The following is a 21,955-nucleotide window of genomic DNA, read 5'->3' as shown; positions in this document are numbered from 1 at the left end:
ACGTAAAACTAACTATTATTTTACCACATCTACAAAATTGAAGGTAGTAATTGCCTAATTCTTTGATTAAAAAAGAAGGTGGGAGAAAGTATTTATCTTTACTCCACCTTCTTAATTTAATAATAAGGTTATTTCCCATTGATTACTTGACTAATCTTCTTCTGGTAACCGTTCCTCTTTTTGTTTCCAGGCCTTCATCCAGTCAATAACTGGTTTCCCGTCTTCTTGAAATTTAACATTGGGCAGCGCGGTTAAAATTTTTTGATAAGCTGGCTTACTTAGCCGCGTACTTACATTAACTAATTCTTGATGCCCCATAAAATCATTATCACGCAAAATTTGATTAATCGTAGCCATTAGTTCATTAGATACTTGTGAACTGAGAATCTCTAAACTACCTTTGCAATATTGATCAACATAAAAATTAATAAAGGAATTAAGTGCCACTTCCTTAGCATCTGTACTTAATTCACTATAGCTCAAACCTGATGCAGCCAATTGTTATTCTTCCTTTCTCAAATTAATTTACTTTGGTTATCCTCTACATTCTAACCTTAACACAAAGTTTATTATCCGTTAATTTTCTTTATGATCCCGAATACGAAGACTAGTCTTATCACTATCAATCACTGCATATACTTCTTTTGTGGAATCTTCAGCTAATGGGCCCAGCTTAACTTCTCCACTATCTTCCCCGGTTTGTTCTACTTCTTTGATGCCATCAGTAATAAAACGAGTAAAAATCTTATGAAGCTCGCGCCGTTTTCGTTCCTTTTTTACAGCCATCGCTAAAGTAAAACCTTGATCCAAAAATACTTTAATCGTTAATACCTGAAAAATTGTTGGAAAACTAAAATAGTGATTTTTATTCTGCTCATCTTGTTCCGATTTAATATAACCCTTTTTCTCCCAGTATCTTAGTTGACTAGTAGAGACACCAGTTACACGTGCTACTTCACTCATACTAATCTTTAATTGTTTACTAGCGATCATTTTTCTAATTTTTTCAGAAAGCGGATCCATTATTTTCCTCCAAAGTGTATATTTCAATCATAGATTACCAAAAATTCGATATCTTTGTCAAATAATTTGACAAAGATATCGAATAGTATTATATTTTTCACATTGTAAAAAACGTAAAGGGGGATTCTACTAGTGAATCAAGAGCAACAACCTGTTGATATTAATGGTCAAACTTATAATCGTTCCTTAATGATCTTCGTCCTATTAATTGGAGCTTTTTGTACCATTTTAAACCAAACTATTCTTTCAACAGCCTTTCCTGCATTAATGGATGCTTTTAATATTAGTACTGCCACCGTTCAGTGGTTAACTACTGGTTTCTTAATGGTTAATGGGATTATGATCCCCGTAAGTGCCTATTTAACCAGTCGTTTTAATACTAAAAGTCTTTTTATCATTGCTATGTCAACCTTTGAAGTTGGGACAATCTTAGCATGGATTGCTCCATCGTTTGCCGTTTTATTAGCCGGTCGTCTTATCCAAGCGGTCGGAGTAGGAATTAACATGCCCCTAATGCAAAATATTATGCTGACTGTTTATCCTCCTGAGAAACGTGGCGCCGCGATGGGAGTAAACGGCTTAGTTATTGGATTAGCCCCAGCAATCGGGCCCGCTCTATCTGGATGGGTTATCGATAGTTATAGCTGGCGGTGGCTTTTCGGAATGATCGCCCCCATTACTGCTTTAGTTATCATTGTTAGTTTTTTTGCAGTTAAAAATGTTATTCCTAATAAAAAGCCGCATCTTGACTGGCTTTCTGTTGTTATTTCAACATTAGGATTTGGGAGCATGCTTTACGGATTCTCAAGTGTCGGTGATAAGGGGTGGACCGATCCAGTTGTCCTTTCAACCATTATCATTGGGGTGATTTTAGTTGGAATTCTAATCATGCGTCAAAACAAGCTAGACGATCCGTTCCTTGAATTCAAGGTCTTTGAAAGCAAAGAATTCTCCCTTGCGACCATTCTTAGTTCAATTGTAATGATGGCAATGGTTGGGGTAGAATTCGTCATCCCTCTTTACCTTCAAATCATTCATGGAATGTCCGCTTTCCATTCAGGTCTTACCCTTTTATTTGGGGCCCTTTTCATGGGAATCATGAGTCCAATCACTGGGAATTTATTTGACCGTCATGGTGCTAAACGCTTAGCCTTTACGGGAATGTTTATCTTAACTGTTGGAACAATTCCTTTTGCCTTTATTACTCGTGATACCCCAACTATTTATATTGTCTTCTTATATGCAGTCCGAATGTTTGGTATTTCAATGGTAATGATGCCAGTTACTACGGCGGGAATGAATTCTCTTCCTTACAATTTAATCTCGCACGGTACAGCTGTTAACAATACCATTCGTCAAGTCGCTACTTCTGTGGGAACAGCGATCATGATCTCTGTTTTGACAAATATTACCAATAGCAATCGACCTGCTCATTCACTGCTGACACAATCCCCATTGCAATATAAAGCAAAGATGTTTGATGCTACTTTGATGGGGTACCATGCAGCATTCTGGTTTGCAATCGCCTTCTCACTCATTGGTTTATTCCTTACATTCTTTGTTACAAGTGGTAATGGAATTCACCTTCGCCTTGATAGCGAAGACATTGCAGAACCAACTGGTAAAGGAGGGATGAAGTAATGGTTATTATTTTAACTTTTATGGGAGCACTTGCCTTTTTTGCTTGTATGATGTTTATTCGGCAAAAAAACCTACGAATTATTTTAGCTACACTTACAGGAATCATCTTTGTCGGCTCTACTCTCTTGATGACACTAAATTACAGTCACCATTTTGGAATGCAAAAAGTTACGACAACAACCACTAAGCGGATTTACTCTGCTTCAAATTCCTCAATGCCCCTAGCAATTTATCAACCGGTCGGTAAAAGCGGGCGCGACGATGTTTATATTTATAACACCAAGGTTAAACAAAAAACGCCTAATCATACCCAAGCAAATGAATATACGACTAGCCGAATTAAGTGGACTAATGACACTACTCCTCAGCTCGTAACAACTGAGACGCGTTGGCAATATCGTAATAATCTTTATAAAGTCCTATATGCATGGTCGGGAATGGACAATACATTGGTTAAGCGCACTAACATATTAGAATATCCACGAATGTATGTTAAACTCACAACGGATCAAGCTGCGAAACTTACTAGAGTTGCTAAATCTGCTACAGGAGCCCAATTACAAGCGCAAGCAGCAGAACATGGGCGCGCTTTTGTTACGTCAAAAGTTCAAACAGCAATGGCCAAAAATCCTAACATGACTGCTAAGCAAATCCAGGAAATATCAGCACAAGCAGAACAAGAATTTCAGGCTCAAAGCGTTAAACAAATTTTGAAACAAATTAAGTAAAAATAGTGAGTGGGAAATTAACCTTCTCGACAAGGCGGTGGGCTAAGGATAGAACGGTGATTAGCACGGCACGGGCTGATTATCGTTTGGACTTAGCCTCGAGCCTTGTGGCGACGCGAAGCTAGTCCCACGATATCTTAAATAATCTTCACATAAATAGAGAGACTGTTAAAAAGCGAAGTTTTTTCAGCCTCTCTATTTTGTATTTAAACTAATTCAAAAAATGTTGCGGACAATTCTGAGGTAAATGTCATTTGTTTAAGGGTGAAGGGATCGTTAAAGCTAATTTTACTTGCATGAAGCAACTGATGATCATATTTACTAGTATCGCCGCCATAAAGATGATCACCAATTAGGGGATGACCAATAGCGGCAAAATGAACCCTAATCTGGTGTGTGCGTCCAGTGTGGAGCCTTACCCGCACTCGTGTCCACTTTGCGCCTCGTTCTTCAACCCAATACTCGGTCAAAGCACGTTGCCCATTCTCGTCAATTACCCGTGCAGCCTGCCCATCCTTTCTTCCAATCGGCTTGTTAATCTCGCCATGCTCGTCCATAACCTGTCCTTCTACTAAAGCGGTATATTCCTTCAGCATTTGATGTTGCTGCACTTGCTGACTGATCATACTGGAGGCGATATGATGCTTAGCGATAAGAAGTAATCCCCCCGTAAAGCGATCCAGTCGTGTAATTAAATGAGGGCGGAGATCTGCAGAATTATTTGCGATTAAGTATCCCTTTACCCGATTTAAAACTGTATCATTTTGAACTGTTGGTCCTGGGATAGAAGTCACCCCTGCTGGCTTATCTACTACCAACCAATTATCATCTTCATAAACAACATTTAAGGGCTCATTACTAATTTCAACAGTATCATCAGCTAATTCTGGCTGAGCCTTAATGGTTAAGGGCTGATTAGGAAGAATCTGAGTTGTTGGCCGTACTTTCCGATGATCAACAAGAAATTCTCCTTCACCGTTTTTAAGATCGTTAAATAAACGATGTCCCATCCCCAATGACTGAAGATACTTCTTTATTTTAATCGGTTCGGTCCCTTGGTATATCCACGTATTTTCCATCTTAATTTCCTCCATCGACATTACAAAAGATACAAAAAAAGAGCTGATGACCTAAATCACAGCTCTTTAATATAGAACGGTCCGTACGAGACTCGAACTCGTGATCTCATCCGTGACAGGGATGCGTCCTAAACCAACTAGACCAACGGACCAACTTAACAACAAATAAAAGTATACGAGATTTCTCAAAATTAGTCAACAAAAATTTGCAATTTATTTTTGATTCTTCGTTTTTCCTATCTATACCGCAAAAATTCCCAATAGTTTATAATGAAAGTACTAGCTATTATTAAGGAGGAGTTTTTAATGCAGCAGTTGGGCAAGCGCCTATTAAACTGGTGGTCTAAGTATTCAAAAGTCATAAAAGTAGTGTTTGTAACTTCAGTCCTAATCTTTGTTATTCTCGCTTTAGGTAACTTTTTTAAAACAGTTAAATGGCATGAAGTAGGAGTTGGCTTAGCAAACCTGTCTTGGGAAAGCATCATCCTACTCCTAATTACCGGATGCATCGCAGTCATCCCCATGTTGGGGTATGATTTTGCAATCACCCATTTATTACCCGGGAAATTTAAGAAATCATATATTATTCGCTGTGGATGGATTACTAACACTTTAACAAATATTGCCGGATTTGGCGGAATTCTTGGTTCTACTTTACGAGCATACTTCTATCGAAAGAACGCAACTAAGAAAGAGATTCTGCTTGCTATCTCTAAAATCGCTGTTTTCTTACTCTCTGGTTTATCTGTTCTTTGTTGGGTAGCTTTGATCATCATGTTTGTGTTTCACGATGGCGGTCACTTCAACCAATACGCACTTTGGCTTGTGGGGGGCGGATTATATTTCCCAATCGTTTTTTATTTTACTGTTATTCATAATAGTAAAATATTTAAGGATATTACGCCAAAAGTAGGAACCTTTTTAGTTACTAGTTCAACTTGCGAATGGCTATTTGTCGCACTTTTCTTCTTATTAGTCGGTTGGTGCCTAGGCGTTCGACATAACCTTATTAGCGTTCTGCCGTTATACGTTGTTGCCCAGGTTCTCGGGGTTCTCTCAATGATTCCGGGGGCGCTTGGTTCGTTTGACCTTTTAATGATGTTAGAACTGTCACTACTTGGCGTTTCCCAAACCACCTCTGTTATCTGGCTATTATTATTCCGAATTTTTTACTACATCGTTCCATTAATTATTGCTGGATTCATGTTCTTGCATTCGCTGGCATCACAAGTTAACCAGTTCTTTGACGGGTTGCCATTACTAATGGTCCGTAAACTTGCTTACTATTTAATTACAACATTTATGTATGTTTCTGGAATTTTAATGCTTATCACTGCCTCAATTCCAGACATCACAGCACAAAATAAGATTATCGCGCACCTTTATCCCTATACCTTCTTTTTCCTTCACCAATTGACAACCATCTTATTTGCACTTGCTATGCTTGCCTGCGCCCGTGGTCTTCAATCAAAGGTGAAAAAGGCCTATCTTCCTACTTTAATATTATTGGTAATTGGAATTGCTAATACCATTTGGAATCTGGGGACTTTGAGCTTAACAATTTACCTCGTCATTGTTTTGATCCTTGTTTTACTCTCTCGCCATGTGTTGTATCGGAAGAAATTGGAATACTCAATTGAGAAATTCGCAATTGATAGTCTTATCTTTGCTGGAGCTTGTATTCTCTATGTAATTGTCGGCGTTATAAATGCTCCTCAATATTCCAGCAAGCATCACATCCCTGATTTCCTATTTTTCCCTGGTGAAAAGATTTGGATTTCAGGATTCTTTGGCTTAATCCTCGGTCTCTTATTAATTTTCTTCATTCTGCGCTACTTTATGGCCGGAACTGATCCTTTCAATATTCCAAACGTATTTGATGCTGAACGGATCCGTAATGTTATTAAGGAATATGGGGGAAATGAAACTAGTCACCTCGCTTTCTTAAAAGATAAAAGTATCTACTATTACAGTGTTGACGATCATGATAAGCTCTTTTTCATGTATCGCCGTAAATATGATCGCCTGGTCGTAATGGGCGATCCAGTTGGAGATAAGGATAGTTGGCGACCAGCTCTTCGACAATTTGTCTTAGAAGCTGATAAGTATGGCTATCAGCTCGTCTTTTATGAAGTCTCCAGCGATATGACAATGCTTCTTCATGAATTTGGCTTCGACTTTATTAAAACTGGTGAAACTGGTCTCGTTAAGTTAGCGGACTTTACACTTGCTGGTAAGCGCCAACGCTCACAACGAGCATTGATGCATAAATTTGATCGTGAAGGCTATACTTTCTCTGTTGAAAAGCCACCATTTAGCAAAGAATTAATGCAGGAGATGAAACAAGTTTCCGATAGTTGGTTAGGGAACGAAACCGAAAAGGGATTCTCTCTTGGTTTCTTTGACTCTTACTATATTAATCAAGCACCAGTTGGCATTATTCGTGATAAAGACGGCAAAATGGTCGCCTTTGCAACGTTTATGCCGACAGGGGGTAAAAAGATTTTAACAATTGACCTCATGCGTCATAGTAAAGATGCACCTTCTGGAATAATGGATAAAATTTTCATCAGTATGTTCCAGTATGGGCAGGAAAACGGTTATACCTACTTTGATCTCGGAATGGCACCTCTTTCGAATGTCGGGGAATATCAATTTAGCTTTATTGAAGAAAAAGCTGCACACTTCATCTATGAATATGGATATCATTTGTATGGCTTTCAAGGGTTACGACGATACAAAGATAAATATGCGACAGTTTGGTATTCACGTTATACTGCCTTCCGCAAGAAGAATTCAATTATTGCTACAATGATGATTTTAGTTAGCGTTGTTAACCAACGTGTTGATCAGCAACCCCACCGTTCAATCTTCTGGTGGTTAATTAAATAATAATAATTAAGGGTGAGGAAAAACTTTTTCATTTTTCCTCACCCTCTTTTACTGTTATCTATTATTTTTGATCCATTAAGTAGTCGTATAGCATCTCATGCTTAATCTTATCAGTATTGTATCCTAATACCTCTGCAATTTGGTAAGCAAAGGCTAAGGCAGTTGCAGGCCCACGACTGGTAATGATTTTTCCATCATTATCAACAACAGTAATATTCTCTTTAAAGTTTGCTGTTGGAGCTACCTTAGTAATTTCCTCGTTAATTTCTGGAAAACAAGTATAGTTATGATTATCAAGCAAACCATACCGGGCCAAGGCAATCGGAGCAGCACACATTGCGGCATCCCACTTATTTTCTGCATTGCGTTTTTGCATCAATTTCATCAACTTATCATTATCACGAAGCTTTTGGGCACCTCCGCGACCACCAGGAAAGGCCACCACATCATAATCGAGGAGCCGATCACTCATTACCTCATCACAAGTTAATTCAATTCCATGAGCGCCAGGAACATGTAGATCCTCTAATCCGACCATTGTGGTGTCAATCCCCATTCGCCGGAGAACGTCCACAATTGTAAGTCCTTCTACTTCTTCACAACCTGGTGCAAACACTACAGCAACTTTAGCCAAAATATCACCCCATCAATTATTAATTGTTGCAACTACCCGTTTCATTACACCCTTTGCTTCTGGAATTTGATAAAGCGGGTAAATATGAAACAGTCCACGACCCGTATATGAGTTTACAGCGATCCCAGCGTCACGCAATTTTTGAACAAACAAGGTCACATCAGGATACATTATTTCCCTTGTCCCTACAAAAACAGTCACATCGCGCAACTGATCAAGATTCCCATACAAGGGACTTAAGCGATAGTCTTGATGATCTGTATCACCGGCCCACATCGTACCAATTTTTTGCAAACCGTTCACTGCTAGTGTAACATCTTTATCCTCATATTTGCTAATGAGAGGATTTGTAAGGTTAAGATCGAGCCAAGGAGAAAATAAGATGAGGTGACCAGGCTGTGGAAGCCCCTTTTTACCAAGATATTCACAAAAGCCAGCTGCCAATCCTCCACCAGCTGAGTCGCCCATAATAGTTACTTTACTAGCAGGCATAAGGGTATAAATTTTACTATAAAGACTAGCAATTTCTTGGTAGGCAGTACGGTAAGTAGCATGCGGAACCAACGAATAAATTGGAACATAAATCTTCGCATCCGTGGCGATTGCCAACTGATTTAAATATTGCCAATGAGTCTTATCGGGACGCTGAATATAGGCTCCCCCGGTTAGATACATGATTACCCGTTGATTATTTCCATGATCATTTAAGACATATGTTGTTAATTCTTGTTCTTGCCGTTGAACATCAACTGTCATTACAGCAGCAGGTAGGTAGTAATCAGCTTCATTGTCAATCCATGCGTTCCCCACTAAGGCATTAAACTTGTTATTTTCCGCAAGATCATTTTTAAACCCGCTTAATTGAATTCCCATTTCAGTAAAGGTTGCTTTACTAGAACGATGAGCCCCACACCGCCGTAATTCTCGCAAACTATTCTCAAGATTGTTAGCCAGATGACTAGCAATTTGAGTATTAAATTTCTTTATTTTCTCCACTGAAACAATCGCTCCTCATTTAAAATCTTACTATTATCCTATCATGATTTAAGATTTTGTGTCTTTAAGATTACCTAAAGCCATTAGCTCGCGTTGATGACAATGATTTTGCCAGCCTAAAACCACAACCAAAACTAAAGCAATAACGATTAAAATCACTGCCGCAATGATAATGTCGCGATACCCATTATAAAGAATCGTACGCAGGGTTGGTAAAAGCTTATCTGGAAGACTACTAGCAGTTTGGGCATTTGATAATTTATTTAGCATTCTTAAGGTAATTCCGTGGTGCGTTTGAACACCCTGGAATAGCTCTTGGTTAAGAATAACTCCATACACCGCGGACATAAGGGTCTGACTCAAAATTCGCAATAAGTATCCTAGCGAAGTAGCAATTGGCACATCCCGTAATTCAGCATCTGTTTGAACATTAATCTGTAAAATATTAAAGACAAGGCCAACACCAAATCCTTCAAAAGCCCCCATGAATAAAATGAGCCAGAATGGTGTTTTTTGTCCCCCAATCATTATTCCTAAATAGGCAATAAAAATTGAGGCCGCCCCGCAGGTAACAATCCAGTATTTTCCCCATCGTTCCTGTAATACTGGCACTAATTCTGAACCAATAAAGTTAGTAACTGCCCCTGGAATTTGCGTCATTCCGCCAAGCAGCGCACTTAAACCTAAAATTCCCTGAGCCCACATTGGAATATAAGTGACAAATGCAATAAAGGAACCCCAAATTATAACGAATAAAGTAAAATCAATTACCAGTTCGCGATTTTTAAACAGCCGGCTAGGAACAATTGGGTCTACCGCCTTACTGTCAACTTTTATCATTCCACCAAGCAGCAAGAGACCAACAACAAATAAACAGCCCACTACTAATCCAGATGCTGAACCAATTAATTGAACAGCTACTAAAATCATTACTAAACTGACTACCAATAAAGTCGCTCCAAGATAATCAACCGGCTTACCAGCAGCTTGCTTTTTCACATTCTTATAGAACAGACTAATAATGGTAATCGCAATTAAGGCAATCGGCACATTAACATAGAAAACCCAGTGCCAACTCAACGCATCAACAATCCATCCACCGAGTAGGGGACCAATAATCGAAGCAGTTCCAAAACAAGCACTGGCAATTCCTAATACTTGAGCTCGTTTTTTTAGGTTGTCGTACAATTCAGCAAAAACAATAAACGGAATTGTATTCATCCCTCCAGCACCAATTCCCATTACAGTTCGCGCGATAATAAACCATAAAATATTAGGGGCTAATCCTTGAAAGATTGCTCCAACTAAAAACATGGAGGTAGCAGTAATATAGGCTTGCTTATTTCCCTTATGCTCACCAAACTTACTCCATAATGGGGTTGCAACAGCCATTCCCAAAAGAAAAGTTGCGATGATCCACCCCATATATTGCAACCCATGAAGGTCACTGGTAATAGCTGGCAAGGCCGTATTTACAATCGTACCATCCATTCCCGCCATAATGTTAGATAGTAACAACGCCCCAGTAACAATTGTTCGTCGTTGTTGTAATTCCACTTTTTCATCCCCTTTAATTCTCTCCGTACTAAAGAGGATGGAACAGAGCATCTAAGTGCGTTGTCCCATCCTCTTGAATTACAAACTGTTTTCCATTATACGACCTTAGGCATAAAAAGTATAATGGTTATTTTTTCATTTTCTTAATATCCTGCCCTAACTGTTGCCAATCTGCTTTAATAGTAGGCTCCAATCGGCGGGCATAGAGTACTGCGGCCGGATGATACATCGGCATAATCCAATGCTTGGCAGTCGTCAACTCATAACCATCATGCGCATCATTAGTCCGTTGAATTTTTTCGTGGAGAAGTTGCCCATGAAGCTTACCAATATTAGCCTGACTACCAAGCAGCCGTTGTAAAGCCGTATTACCAAGCGTAACAATAATTTTCGGCTTAACTTGTGCTAATTCCCAATCAAATAAAGGAGCAAATGCTAAGACTTCTTTTTTAGTGGGAGTACGGTTAGGCTTTTTTTCAATTACTTCACCCGTCTTCTTATCAACTACCTTTTTAATACTATAAGGCCGTTGACGAACGACACTGGTAATATAAACAGTTGAACGTGAATATCCAATAGATTCAATCAATTTCATTAGTTCTTGACCCGAAGCACCAGAAAAAGGAATATTCACTTCTTCTTCGTGACGACCAGGAGCCTCCCCTACTAACATTAAGTCTGGATTAAGCGGTCCTTGTCCTGGAGTAAAACCTGTTAATTGACGATCCTTTGTTTTTTCTTTTACCTCTGCCAGGAGTGTTGGCGGATATTCTGCAATCATGTTCTCACTCTCCTATCCATTATGTCGCCACTTAGAATCTGTAAGAATACGAGCAGCGATCAATCCCATTGGCAAGAATACAACAATCATAAGCGCCTTGGTCATCCAAAGCGTTCCTACACTAATCGAAGTTAAACCGATATTATACATTGCCCGATACATGTAAAGTCCTGGGACCATAATAACAATCGATGGAACCGTGATTGAAATTTGCGGATATTGAATTTTACGTTTAACAATTGATGCCAATAACCCGGCAACTAACGCTCCTAAAAATGCAGCTGCTCCTGCTGGAATTCCAGTTAAGTCTGTTAATTCCAACCGTAATGTATTAGCAATCGCACCAATACAACCGGCAGTAGCTGCCATTTTAGGCGTACTGTTAAACATTATTGAGAAGCCAAACACCCCACAGAAGCTGGCAGGCAGCCGAAGTAAAAGGAGCATTAATGCCGATAATGGTAATGCTTGAAAATTCTCAGGACGTAGATTAACCATTAATGCTACGATCCACCCAACCAAGGTAGCAACTGTAATAATTGCAATTGCATAGGTCATCCGTTCAAGGCCGGACCGCATATCAAGTTTCGAAATATCAAGTCCACTAGTAATAAAAGGAAATCCTGGAATAATAAACAGCATTGCACCGATATACCCTGCTTCATGACGCGAACTCACATTAAATGTTAATTGCATCAAACTTAAGGCCAGCAGGTAAGAAAGGCACGCAACGGCAACCGCAACCGCGACTCCCGCAAATAAGGTAATATGACGGTCAATCATCTTACGGCGGGCATAGTTTCCAAGGCCAGCCCCGATAAAACTACAAAACATTTCAACTGGTCCACCCCCAAGTAAAAATACGAAGGCGCTACATGCCAGAGCGGCTGCTAATCCTACTTGGTAAGGAGCATAATTCCCTTTTGAGTGAGCAATTTTCTCCAGACGGGAGTGAATTTCCCCAATTGTCATCTCACTCCCATGCTGGTCAAATTCTTTAATAAATCGTTCCATCTGCGAAAGTTTCGTCGTATTTACACTTGTGCTTGGTAAAGATATTGCCTGCGTGTAACTATGGTGAGCATCCATACAAGTATATTCGAGAGAAACTAACCCAATATCGACTGAACAAGTCATTTTTAACGTCCGAGCAACCGTATTCATTGAATCACGGACTCGCCATGCCCCCGTTCCATAAGAAAGCATCATTAATCCAATTCGTCCGACAATCGCTGCTCGTTCCACTAAATTAGCCTCATAAGCAGGGGTGAAATTATCATTTGTAAAAAAGTCATGCCATGGAATCGCCATATGATGCTTATCAGACAAATGTTCAGTTGGCTCAAAATCATTCGCTGAGATCTCTTTATCCTTACTCAAAACCCATCAAGCTCCTCTTATCAATTCTTTTAACTATTTAATTATACGGCGGCTGTCAAGCTATGGGAGTAATTTCCTTTAATTTAGTGATCAATCGCTGTTCATCATCGCTTAAAATGTAATCCTCTCGCGTAGCAAGCGAAATAAAAAATTTTTCGGGAATTGGGTCTTCAATATTGAGGGCAACAATTCCTGGTTCATCCTTTACCGCATCTTTAACCATCAAACTAATTCCCTTATTTTGTCGTACTAATTCTTTAATCCAGGAAACATTTGGTACCTTATAGATTGCCGTTTGTGGATTGATTTGGGCATAGGTAGAATAAGCTTGGAAAGCAGCTTTATGCACATATTGCTGATCATAATTAATAAAGATTTCATTAGTTAAGTCTTGAAAACTGACCGCCTTTTTCTTTGCAAGTGGATGATCAGTACTTACGATAATACTAAATGGTCGAGTAGTTATTAATTCCGCAAAAATACCGGCTTGATCAATTGGTGCGATTGAACCCAGCATAGCAATATCGATTTTGCCAGCTTGTAATTCACTTAGCAATTCATGAGATCCTACAGAAACAATTTTTATTCGTTGAAGAAGCCGTTTAGAAAGATTGCCGATAATATGTGAAATATACATTTTTCCAATGATTGGTGGAAGACCGAATTTTATTTGTCGTTGATCAGACCGTGCTATTTCTTGATGAGCAATGTCTATTTTTTTGTTTATCGCCAACGCTTTTTCATATAGTAACTGCCCACTGCGCGTAATCATTTCATCCCGATGAACACGATCTTTGCGCACTAACTTTGTGTCAAATTCTTGCTCAAGGCGACGAATTGCCTGAGTAATACTAGGTTGAGAAACATTAAAATACTTTGCTACTTGCGTATAATTTTTTAATTTAACTAACATGGCAAAGTATTGTAAATCACGAGTATTCATCGTCTTAACCCTTTCTATGTCGAAATAATATCTTTATCTTACGTCAATTAAGTATCCATTTGCAATTAAGATTCTGAATATTCTTATAATGCTTGTATTCATCTTTGGCCTAACAAAAAACTACTTGGCAAATTTCACCAAGTAGTTTTCTTTTAAGATAAATTTTTACCACATTCCAATAACTTTCATCCAAAGACTACCAATACCGATCCATACGACAAGGTAGAAAATACCAAGGACAAAGTTTAATGACCACCACTTCGATTGTGGAACATAACCTGAACCAAAGAGAACAGGAGCTGGACCAGAAGCGTAGTGAGTAGTAGATGCCATTAAGTTACCGAAGAAACCAAGCATCAAAGCTGCAAGCATTGGTGGAACATGAGCTGAAATAGCAACAGCCAAGAATGCACTATACATTGCAGTTACGTGAGCAGTAGAACTAGCAAATAGGTAATGTGAGTAGAAGTAAGCAATAATTAAGATCACTAATACCAAAATCCAGTTCATACCGTGAAGCGAGTTACCAACAGTCTTACTCAACCATGGAATAAATCCTAAAGTCGTCAATTGACCGGCCATCATAACAAGAACAGAGAACCATGTCAAAGTGTTCCAAGCTCCCGTTTCATGAAGAACATCTTGCCAACTTAACACACCACATAAGAGTAACAACCCTAATGCGATAAATGCAGCAAGTGTTGCATCGATCCCGATAAAACTTCCGACAATCCAGAGAACTAAGGCAATAACAAAGATAACAGCCATTAATTTTTCTGGTAAAGTCATTGCCCCCATTTTAGAGAGTTCGTCTTCTGCCCATTGCTTAGCATTAGGAGTTTCCTTAATTTTAGGTGGATACATTTTGTAGATCAACCATGGAACAATGATTAAGGAAATAATCCCTGGTACCAAGGCAGCTAAGAACCAACCAACCCAAGTAATGTTTACACCATTACTCTTGGCAAGTGTTTGAACCAATGGGTTAGCGGCCATGGCTGTCATAAACATTGCCGCAGTAATCATATCACCATGATATTCAGCAAAGATCAAGAAAGAACCAATTTTACGTTCTGTTCCTTTTTTAGGATCTGAACCAAACGATTGAGACAATGATTCAATGATTGGGTATAAAACACCACCAGCACGCGCAGTGTTACTTGGTGTAGCTGGTGCTAAAATCAAATCAACACCGATCAAGGAGTAAGCAAGTCCTAAAGTCCGCTTACCAAATGCCTTAACAAAGTTCAATGCAATCCGCCGACCAAGTCCGGTCTTAATGAATCCCCGGGCAATGAAGAAAGCCATTGCGATCATCCAAATCGATGCATTCCCAAAACCAACAATTGCTTTTTCCATTGGAACTGTTTTTGTTAAAACAGTTAAAGCAAAAGCAATAATTGAAACACCACCAATTGGAAGTGGACGGGTAATACATGCAATGATTGTAGCAACAAACAAAGCAAACATATGCCAACCAGCAACTGGAACGGCAGCCGGTTTAATAGGAGTCATAAACCATAAAATCAAACCAATAATAACAGGCCAAATGAACCCCTTATAATTTACACTTTCTAATTTTTTCATTTCCTTATCCCTTATATAGTTAAGTAATTAATTGATAATTGCTCTAGGCAGTTTCTCACTGCCCATTATTTTTTACTTTAAGCCACGGGCGTAAACAGTTACTTGTTGACCTGCTTGACGTCCAAAGACAATCGTTTCTGCAATTGAGTTACCACCAACACGGTTATTACCATGCAAACCACCAGCAACTTCACCTGCAGCATATAATCCCTTGATTACATCCCCATTACCATCAAGCACTTGAGTCTTTGTATTAATATGAATACCACCCATAGTGTAGTGAATTGCAGGTGCAATATGGATTGCGAAGAATCCTGGCTTAGTAATTCCGCGATCCATCCCTGTTGTCCGATGGAATTCTTTATCGTCATGATTTTCAACAGCTTCATTCCATGTTGCGACTGTCTTCTTTAAGTTCTCAGGATCCATGTTGAGGTTCTTTGCAAGATCCTCAATCGTATCGCCATGAACAACAAGACCAACTTTATCGTAAAATTCAATTGCCTTAGCATGGTCACGAATACCTTGGTCAAAAATTAAGTAAGCACTGTGTTCTGGAAGGGCCGTAATCGCATTAGAAACAATCTTTCGAGTGTTTAATTCGTTAACAAACCGATTACCTTCAGCATTAACTAAGATTGCACCTTCACCACGGACAGCTTCACCAATAAGGTAAACATGAGGATTATCTTGTTGAACAGTTGGGTGAACTTGCACAAGGTCCATTTGCATTAATTCACCGCCAACGCCTTCAGCAAGCTTCAAACCATCACCAGTTGCTCCTGGTTGGTTGGTAGTCTTGTAATCAGCAAGGTCAGGGCGGAACCGCTTCATGTATTCCTTAGAAGCACCAAATCCACCAGTAGCTAAAATAACAGCCTTTGCGTGAATAGTTTTAATCAGGCCATCAGCATTAGCTTCAACACCAATTACCTTGCCTTCATCATCTTGTAAGAGCTTCTTAACTTTAACCTTATTAAATACTGGAATATTTTCCTTTTGAACAACTTCCAATAAACTCTTTACTAAGAAACCACCAATTGGCGCCATACTTGCTGGACGGTGAGTACGTTTACGAGACATTCCACCAGTAATTGTAATGTCATCAAGCTTAATCCCATGATCAGCTAACCAGTCGATTGCTGGGGCTGTGTGATATACAAAGTAACCTAGCATATCTTTGTCATTTAAACGTCCACCATCTTTGTATGTTTCGTGGTAGAAATCGGCAACGTTATCAATTACTCCATGTTGTAATTGCACGTTGGTTTCAGCGGCGTTCATTCCTGAAGAAGCTCGGTTGGTATTTCCCCCAAGTTCCTCTTCCTTTTCAAGAACAACCGTCTTCATTCCCAATTCGTTTGCTTGAATTGCTGCGGAAAGACCTGTTCCACCAGAACCAATTACAATAACATCGTAATCATTATCTAATTTACTTACAGATAATGGTTGGAATTTTTCAGCCATGATATTGCTCTCCTTTTAATTCTTAATTTTAAATACATTACAGTCAAAAAGAGTGGAACAAGTTCTTTTTATTGCTTATTTCCACTCTTACCATAATCGGCATTACTTTTAACTAAATTCTTACTTATCCCGATCAACGTTGGTCATCTTAAGCATGTCCATCCATTCATCGTATTGTTCTTCAGTAAGCTTACCGGACTTCAAAGCAGCTTCTTTTAATGTGCTACCAGCTTTATCAGCAGCTTGAGCAATCTTAGCACTGTCATGGTAACCAATGTTTGGTGACAAAGCAGTAACAGTCATTAATGAATTATCAACTAATTCTTCCATCCGCTTTTCATTAACTGTCATTCCGTGGATCATCTTGTCAGCAAATCCAGTAATTGTTCCAGTTAATAAGTCAGCTGATTCGAGGAATGCATCGATCAATACTGGCTTGTAAACATTCATTTCGAAGTTACCTTGTGATGAAGCCATTGTTACTACTGTATCGTTACCGAATACCCGTAAAGCAGCCATTGTTACAGCTTCTGCTTGAGTTGGGTTAACCTTACCTGGCATGATTGATGAACCTGGTTCGTTAGCTGGGATATTTAATTCACCGTAACCTGCACGAGGACCAGAAGCCAAGAAACGAATATCTTGAGCAAGCTTGAACATGTCGGCTGCTAACGTCTTCAAAGCACCGTGAACAACATCCAAACCAGAGTGGTTAGCTAAACCGTAGAACTTGTTTGAATCAGCAGTCAAGTTTAAGCCGTAAACTTCACTAAGCTTTTCAGCAATCTTTTCAGGCATTCCTTCTGCAGCATTCAAACCAGTACCAACAGCAGTACCACCAATTGCCAATTCATCTAATGTTGGTTCCAAAGTCTTAATGTAATCAAGGTCATGTTCTAAGGAAGCAATGTAACCAGAAAGTTCTTGCCCAAATGTCAATGGAACAGCATCTTGCAAGTGAGTACGTCCAACTTTAACAGTCTTCATGTACTTCTCTTCCTTAACCTTTAATTCATCAATTAAGTGTTGAACAGCTGGTTTCAACTTATCAAGCGCTTCTAAAGCAACTACATTCATAGCAGTTGGGAATGTATCGTTTGAACTTTGACCCTTGTTAACATCATCATTTGGTAAAATTTCAATGTCAGGGTTAATTTCATGAGCCTTGTGCGCAACAACTTCATTAGTGTTCATGTTAGTTTGGGTACCAGAACCAGTTTGGTAAACCTTTAATGGAAAGTCCTTCCGCAAGTCTTCATCACTTAATGCGAGTAATTCATCAATCGCTTTAACGATTAAATTACCCTTTTCTTCAGAGATAGCTTTAGTTTCCATATTAGCTTGGGCCGCTGCCTTTTTAATGTTCAATAAAGCACGGATGATTGCTAATGGCATGTATTGACCGGTTGGGAAGTTATTCCGGCTCCGTTCTGTTTGTGGTCCCCATAATGCTTCAGCAGGGATTTTAACAGGACCTAACGTATCTTCTTCAGTACGGTATTCTGACATCTCAAAAACCTCCAATATATTAATTGAGCAATTTTATCTTGTGAAATGTTACACATCATTTACACGTATATCCTACCTTGTAAGTAAAGCTATAGTCAAATCTTTAATTTTCAATAAATTTCACTTATAGCTATTGCCTTACCAACTGTTATAATAGCTTTTTTCAATCGTGTTTGCAAAAATTTCACAAACTTCTACACAAAAAAACACCTAAGATTTTTTAATTCCTTAGATGCTTTTCTATTTTTGTCTAATAATCTGGTTTTATTATTCACAAAGATGCAAGCTGACTGATTAATATCGTGGTTTCCAAATTTTTTCTGCTACTGCCTTCTTTGCATCGGTAATTCCGTCGCCGGCTAGGCCTTGATCGATAGCAGATTCGGCTACTCGTTCAGCCACTCGCTTAGAAAATTCTGTTAACTTAGAAACAGGAGGTAACACCGCTGCGCCTGGCTTTTCCGGATCAACTAAGCCACTTAAAGCATGAGCAGCTGCTGCTAACATATTATCATTTAGCACTTTAGCTTCAGCAGCCAAGGCCCCAAAACCAACTCCAGGATAAATTAACGCATTGTTAGCTTGTCCGATTTGGTAAACAGTTCCGTTATATTCAATATCTTTAACCGGGATTCCAGTCGCAATTAATGCCTTTCCATCAGTCCACTTGAGGAGGTCAGCTGCTTTTGCTTCTGCTAACTTAGTTGGGTTAGAGAGTGGAAAAATGACTGGCCGTGAAGTATGAGCTGCCATTTCCTTTACAACCGCTTCATCAAAACTGCCTGGTTGAGTGGATGTACCAATCATTACTGTTGGGTGCACAGCCTTAACAACAGCAAGTAAATTGGTTAATTCATCAGCATTAGCAAACTCGCTCCGTTGACGGGTAAATGGCTTTTGCTTTGGTGTTAAGCCTGGCGTATCGTCAAATAATAATCCTTGCTTGTCAACAAGGTAGAAGTGCTTCTTTGCTTCTTCGGGGGTCAGGCCTTGAAGGATCAATTCGTCATAAAGCATCTTAGCGATTCCCATTCCAGCGGTCCCTGCACCGAATGTTAAGAATGTTTGGTCCGTTAACTTTTCTTTTGATATATTCATGGCTCCTAGCACACCAGCTAAGGCAATAATCCCGGTTCCTTGAATATCATCATTAAAGGTTAAAATCTTATCCTGGTACTTATCAAGAATCTGCGCAGCCGTTCCCCGACCAAAATCTTCAAAGTGTAGTAAACTCTTAGGGAACAATTCTTCAACCGCATCAACAAACTTATCGATAAAGTCAAAGTATTCTTGACCTTCAACCCGCTTAATTCGATTTCCTAAGTAATTAGCGGATTTCAATAATTTTTCATTATTAGTCCCCGCATCAATAGAAACTGGGAGAACTTGGGATGGATCAATCCCAGCCGCTGCTGTGTAAACCATTAATTTCCCAACAGAAATATCAACCCCGTTTACACCCCAGTCACCAATACCAAGGATTCCTTCAGCATCTGTAACAACGATAAGGCGAATATCACGACCATCGGCGGCATCAGCAAGTTCTTCTTTAATTAAGTCAGGATGCTCAATACTCAAATATGCAGCATCTTGCGGCTTAATGTAACGTTCATTATATTGCTCAATCGCCTCAGCAATTACGGGGTCATACACAACCGGCATAAATTCCGCAATATGTTTTTCCATTAAGTAAAAGAAAAGAGTGCGGTTAGTATTGAATACTTCCATCAATAGGTGGCGCTGTTCAATCCGTGAGTTCTTAGATTGATACAACCGATAGATTTCGTCTGCCTGTTCCTCAATCGTTCTTACACAAGATGGTAACAAACCTAATAAACCATACTTTTTTCGCTCTTCAATTGTAAAAGCAGTTCCCTTATTCTTAAAGGGATCATTTAACATTTGCATTCCTTTGCGCAACATTATCGCCTATCCTTTACCTTTTATCTGTTTCAACATTCTTAGAGTAATTCCAGCGTTAGTTTATAGTCAAATATATGCTATGATATAAATAAAATTGATAATACCCATTATAATCACTGGCAGAGAGGCATCTATTATGAAATTAAACGATCTAAAATATTATCAAGCACTAGTAAAATATAAAAATTTTTCGCAAGTTGCAGCAAAATTCAATGTCAGTCAACCAACTATTACAATGGCTATCCAACGACTAGAAAAAGATTTTGACACTTCATTTTTTGTCCGTGACCATGTCCATAAGCAATTGCATATCACGCCAACCGGGAAGCAATTTGCTGTCCACGTTGATGTGATCTTAAACGAATTAAAGATTGCTCACCAAGAAATCAATCAAGCCGAATCATCTAGTATTCGTTTTGGGCTACCACCTATCATCGGCAATTATTACTTTCCGCCATTAACCCCGCTATTAATGCGAGAAGGACTTTTAAGTCACTTGGAAACCTCTGAGCACGGTTCTAAGGAAATTCTCAAGATGCTTAAGCACGGCAACATTGATATGGCATTACTTGGATCGCTTAATCCCCTAAAAGAAGTGGGCTTAAAAACTACCGAACTAGCTGAGTATCCCTTTAAGATTATCGTTAGTAAGCATCATCCCCTCGTAACTAAAAAGGAGATTGATTTTGTTACCCTTAAAAATGAACGCTTTATTGTTCCTGATACTGAATTTTTTCATGAGCAAGCCTTTAAGCAAATCTCTCATTTGGCTCATTTTCGTCCCCAAGTCATCTACCGCACCGCTGACATTCACGTTATCAAAACCATGGTTGCGGAAAATCTTGGAATTGCCTATTTAACAAGTTTGGCGATTACCCCAGAAGATAATATTCATTCATTAAATGTTACTAGCCCGTTAAAACAATCATTTCGCCTGTCAGCTGTTACTCGTTCAACTGAACTGTTAACAGCCCCCAAGCAGAAATTATGGGATCTCTTAACTACAAAAAAGGAATGAGAGTGGAAAATAACCTCCTCGACAAGACGGTGGGCTAAGCTAGAACGATGATTAGCACGGCACGGGCTGATTAGCGTTCTAGCTTAGCCTCGAGCCTTGTGGCGACGCGAAGCTAGTTTCACGTTATCTTAATTGTTCATAAAAGCAGTTGAGGCTGGGAGAAAACAAAAGTTTTCTTCCAGCCTCATCCCTTTTATTACTTCTCTTTTTCAATTTTAATTGTTTTAATAATAACGTCTTTTTCAGGCTTATCCATCGCATCCCGCTTAACTTTACTGATCTTTTCGACAACATCCATCCCAGATAACACTTGACCAAATACGGTGTGATGGAAGTCAAGCCACGGTGTACCACCATGTTTTTCATAATAATCAATAATCTCTTGTGGGTACCCAACGGCTTTCATTTGCTCAATCATATTTTCCGGAACATGTTCATTAGTGACAATAAAGAATTGGCTGCCATTTGTGTTCGGGCCAGCATTAGCCATTGAAAGAGCACCAGTGAAGTTAAATAATTCTTCAGAAAATTCGTCTTCAAATGGGTGACCATAAATACTTTCGCCGCCACGTCCAGTTCCAGTTGGGTCACCACCTTGAATCATAAAGTCGGGAATAACCCGGTGGAAAATTACATTATCATAATAATTTTTCTCCGCTAACTTAACAAAGTTCTCAACCGTTTTAGGTGCGTATTTTGGAAAAAGCTGAGCAGTAATTGTCCCCATTGTAGTTTCAATCACTGCTTTGGGTCCTTTAACTTCATCCAATGATAATTGGGGATATTTCATAAAAAAG

The 21,955-nt window shown here is 39.1% G+C and carries 18 protein-coding genes and 1 tRNA gene; 4 read left to right on the top strand and 15 right to left on the bottom strand.

The genetic code is table 11. From position 1 onward, the window contains the following. Positions 1-150: 150 nt before the first annotated feature. The gene (locus CBG10_RS09925; protein ID WP_094502642.1) at positions 151-498 is read right to left on the bottom strand and encodes a hypothetical protein; all 348 of its coding nucleotides are present in this window, start codon (positions 496-498) and stop codon (positions 151-153) included. Positions 499-576: 78 nt separating this feature from the next. After that, complete coding sequence (locus CBG10_RS09920; protein ID WP_003664629.1) at positions 577-1,023, bottom strand: MerR family transcriptional regulator; 447 nt, start codon at positions 1,021-1,023, stop codon at positions 577-579. A gap of 132 nt (positions 1,024-1,155) precedes the next feature. On the opposite strand from CBG10_RS09920, the gene CBG10_RS09915 reads away from it, so the two are divergent. Beyond that, the gene (locus CBG10_RS09915; RefSeq protein WP_094512498.1) at positions 1,156-2,664 is read left to right on the top strand and encodes an MDR family MFS transporter; all 1,509 of its coding nucleotides are present in this window, start codon (positions 1,156-1,158) and stop codon (positions 2,662-2,664) included. After that, complete coding sequence (locus tag CBG10_RS09910; RefSeq protein ID WP_094512497.1) at positions 2,664-3,392, top strand: DUF4811 domain-containing protein; 729 nt, start codon at positions 2,664-2,666, stop codon at positions 3,390-3,392. The genes CBG10_RS09915 and CBG10_RS09910 overlap by 1 nt, the downstream gene beginning before the upstream one ends. A gap of 206 nt (positions 3,393-3,598) precedes the next feature. Here CBG10_RS09910 and CBG10_RS09905 read toward each other — a convergent pair whose 3' ends face one another. Further along, positions 3,599-4,471, bottom strand: a complete 873-nt coding sequence (locus CBG10_RS09905) for an RluA family pseudouridine synthase (RefSeq protein ID WP_094512496.1) — start codon at positions 4,469-4,471, stop codon at positions 3,599-3,601. A 77-nt stretch (positions 4,472-4,548) separates the two neighbouring features. Then, a tRNA-Asp gene (locus CBG10_RS09900) sits at positions 4,549-4,623 on the bottom strand. 154 nt (positions 4,624-4,777) lie between these two features. Here CBG10_RS09900 and mprF point away from each other — a divergent pair. After that, entirely contained in the window at positions 4,778-7,363 is a 2,586-nt protein-coding gene (gene mprF / locus CBG10_RS09895) for a bifunctional lysylphosphatidylglycerol flippase/synthetase MprF (protein ID WP_094502639.1), read from the top strand. Between the two features lie 61 nt (positions 7,364-7,424). Here the strand turns inward: mprF and CBG10_RS09890 are convergent, their stop codons facing one another. The 10 genes from CBG10_RS09890 to CBG10_RS09845 all read right to left on the bottom strand — a co-directional run bounded on the left by CBG10_RS09890 (position 7,425) and on the right by CBG10_RS09845 (position 20,140). Next, a complete protein-coding gene (locus CBG10_RS09890) occupies positions 7,425-7,997 on the bottom strand; it encodes a DJ-1 family glyoxalase III (protein WP_094509765.1) in 573 nt (190 codons plus the stop codon). A gap of 12 nt (positions 7,998-8,009) precedes the next feature. Continuing rightward, a complete protein-coding gene (locus tag CBG10_RS09885) occupies positions 8,010-8,993 on the bottom strand; it encodes an alpha/beta hydrolase fold domain-containing protein (RefSeq protein ID WP_094512494.1) in 984 nt (327 codons plus the stop codon). A gap of 48 nt (positions 8,994-9,041) precedes the next feature. Next, positions 9,042-10,601 (bottom strand): MFS transporter, encoded by a 1,560-nt coding sequence (locus CBG10_RS09880; protein WP_094512493.1) that lies wholly within the window; start codon positions 10,599-10,601, stop codon positions 9,042-9,044. 76 nt (positions 10,602-10,677) lie between these two features. Next, complete coding sequence (locus CBG10_RS09875; protein ID WP_094504780.1) at positions 10,678-11,331, bottom strand: uracil-DNA glycosylase; 654 nt, start codon at positions 11,329-11,331, stop codon at positions 10,678-10,680. Positions 11,332-11,343: 12 nt separating this feature from the next. Then, entirely contained in the window at positions 11,344-12,711 is a 1,368-nt protein-coding gene (locus CBG10_RS09870) for a threonine/serine exporter family protein (RefSeq protein ID WP_094512491.1), read from the bottom strand. Between the two features lie 55 nt (positions 12,712-12,766). Next, positions 12,767-13,654 (bottom strand): LysR family transcriptional regulator, encoded by an 888-nt coding sequence (locus CBG10_RS09865; RefSeq protein ID WP_094512490.1) that lies wholly within the window; start codon positions 13,652-13,654, stop codon positions 12,767-12,769. 165 nt (positions 13,655-13,819) lie between these two features. Next, a complete protein-coding gene (locus tag CBG10_RS09860; protein ID WP_094512489.1) occupies positions 13,820-15,241 on the bottom strand; it encodes an anion permease in 1,422 nt (473 codons plus the stop codon). Positions 15,242-15,313: 72 nt separating this feature from the next. After that, positions 15,314-16,708 carry a flavocytochrome c gene (locus CBG10_RS09855; protein WP_094512487.1) on the bottom strand — a complete coding sequence of 465 codons (1,395 nt, stop codon included), beginning with the start codon at positions 16,706-16,708 and terminating at the stop codon, positions 15,314-15,316. Positions 16,709-16,828: 120 nt separating this feature from the next. Beyond that, positions 16,829-18,217 carry a class II fumarate hydratase gene (locus tag CBG10_RS09850; RefSeq protein WP_094502630.1) on the bottom strand — a complete coding sequence of 463 codons (1,389 nt, stop codon included), beginning with the start codon at positions 18,215-18,217 and terminating at the stop codon, positions 16,829-16,831. 294 nt (positions 18,218-18,511) lie between these two features. After that, a complete protein-coding gene (locus tag CBG10_RS09845) occupies positions 18,512-20,140 on the bottom strand; it encodes a malolactic enzyme (protein WP_094512486.1) in 1,629 nt (542 codons plus the stop codon). Positions 20,141-20,276: 136 nt separating this feature from the next. Between CBG10_RS09845 and CBG10_RS09840 the strand changes: the two genes are divergently transcribed. Continuing rightward, positions 20,277-21,158 (top strand): LysR family transcriptional regulator, encoded by an 882-nt coding sequence (locus tag CBG10_RS09840; RefSeq protein ID WP_094512484.1) that lies wholly within the window; start codon positions 20,277-20,279, stop codon positions 21,156-21,158. Positions 21,159-21,354: 196 nt separating this feature from the next. Here the strand turns inward: CBG10_RS09840 and CBG10_RS09835 are convergent, their stop codons facing one another. Then, entirely contained in the window at positions 21,355-21,948 is a 594-nt protein-coding gene (locus CBG10_RS09835; protein ID WP_003664646.1) for a peptidylprolyl isomerase, read from the bottom strand. Positions 21,949-21,955: the final 7 nt, after the last annotated feature.

This window comes from Limosilactobacillus reuteri (genome assembly GCF_002254085.1).
Classification (GTDB): Bacteria; Bacillota; Bacilli; order Lactobacillales; family Lactobacillaceae; genus Limosilactobacillus; species Limosilactobacillus reuteri_K.
The sequence above is the reverse complement of the archived record's forward strand: the minus strand, read 5'-3'. Positions and strand labels throughout refer to the sequence as shown.

Excerpts from the sequence above, each read along its gene's own strand:
- CBG10_RS09910 (WP_094512497.1), top strand. The coding sequence starts at position 2,664 with ATGGTTATTATTTTAACTTTTATGGGAGCACTTGCCTTTTTTGCTTGT.
- CBG10_RS09840 (WP_094512484.1), top strand. The coding sequence starts at position 20,277 with ATGAAATTAAACGATCTAAAATATTATCAAGCACTAGTAAAATATAAA.
- CBG10_RS09905 (WP_094512496.1), bottom strand. The coding sequence starts at position 4,471 with ATGGAAAATACGTGGATATACCAAGGGACCGAACCGATTAAAATAAAG.
- CBG10_RS09865 (WP_094512490.1), bottom strand. The coding sequence starts at position 13,654 with ATGAATACTCGTGATTTACAATACTTTGCCATGTTAGTTAAATTAAAA.
- CBG10_RS09920 (WP_003664629.1), bottom strand. The coding sequence starts at position 1,023 with ATGGATCCGCTTTCTGAAAAAATTAGAAAAATGATCGCTAGTAAACAA.
- CBG10_RS09880 (WP_094512493.1), bottom strand. The coding sequence starts at position 10,601 with ATGCTCTGTTCCATCCTCTTTAGTACGGAGAGAATTAAAGGGGATGAA.
- CBG10_RS09875 (WP_094504780.1), bottom strand. The coding sequence starts at position 11,331 with ATGATTGCAGAATATCCGCCAACACTCCTGGCAGAGGTAAAAGAAAAA.
- CBG10_RS09855 (WP_094512487.1), bottom strand. The coding sequence starts at position 16,708 with ATGGCTGAAAAATTCCAACCATTATCTGTAAGTAAATTAGATAATGAT.
- CBG10_RS09850 (WP_094502630.1), bottom strand. The coding sequence starts at position 18,217 with ATGTCAGAATACCGTACTGAAGAAGATACGTTAGGTCCTGTTAAAATC.
- mprF (WP_094502639.1), top strand. The coding sequence starts at position 4,778 with ATGCAGCAGTTGGGCAAGCGCCTATTAAACTGGTGGTCTAAGTATTCA.
- CBG10_RS09835 (WP_003664646.1), bottom strand. The coding sequence starts at position 21,948 with ATGAAATATCCCCAATTATCATTGGATGAAGTTAAAGGACCCAAAGCA.
- CBG10_RS09845 (WP_094512486.1), bottom strand. The coding sequence starts at position 20,140 with ATGTTGCGCAAAGGAATGCAAATGTTAAATGATCCCTTTAAGAATAAG.
- CBG10_RS09860 (WP_094512489.1), bottom strand. The coding sequence starts at position 15,241 with ATGAAAAAATTAGAAAGTGTAAATTATAAGGGGTTCATTTGGCCTGTT.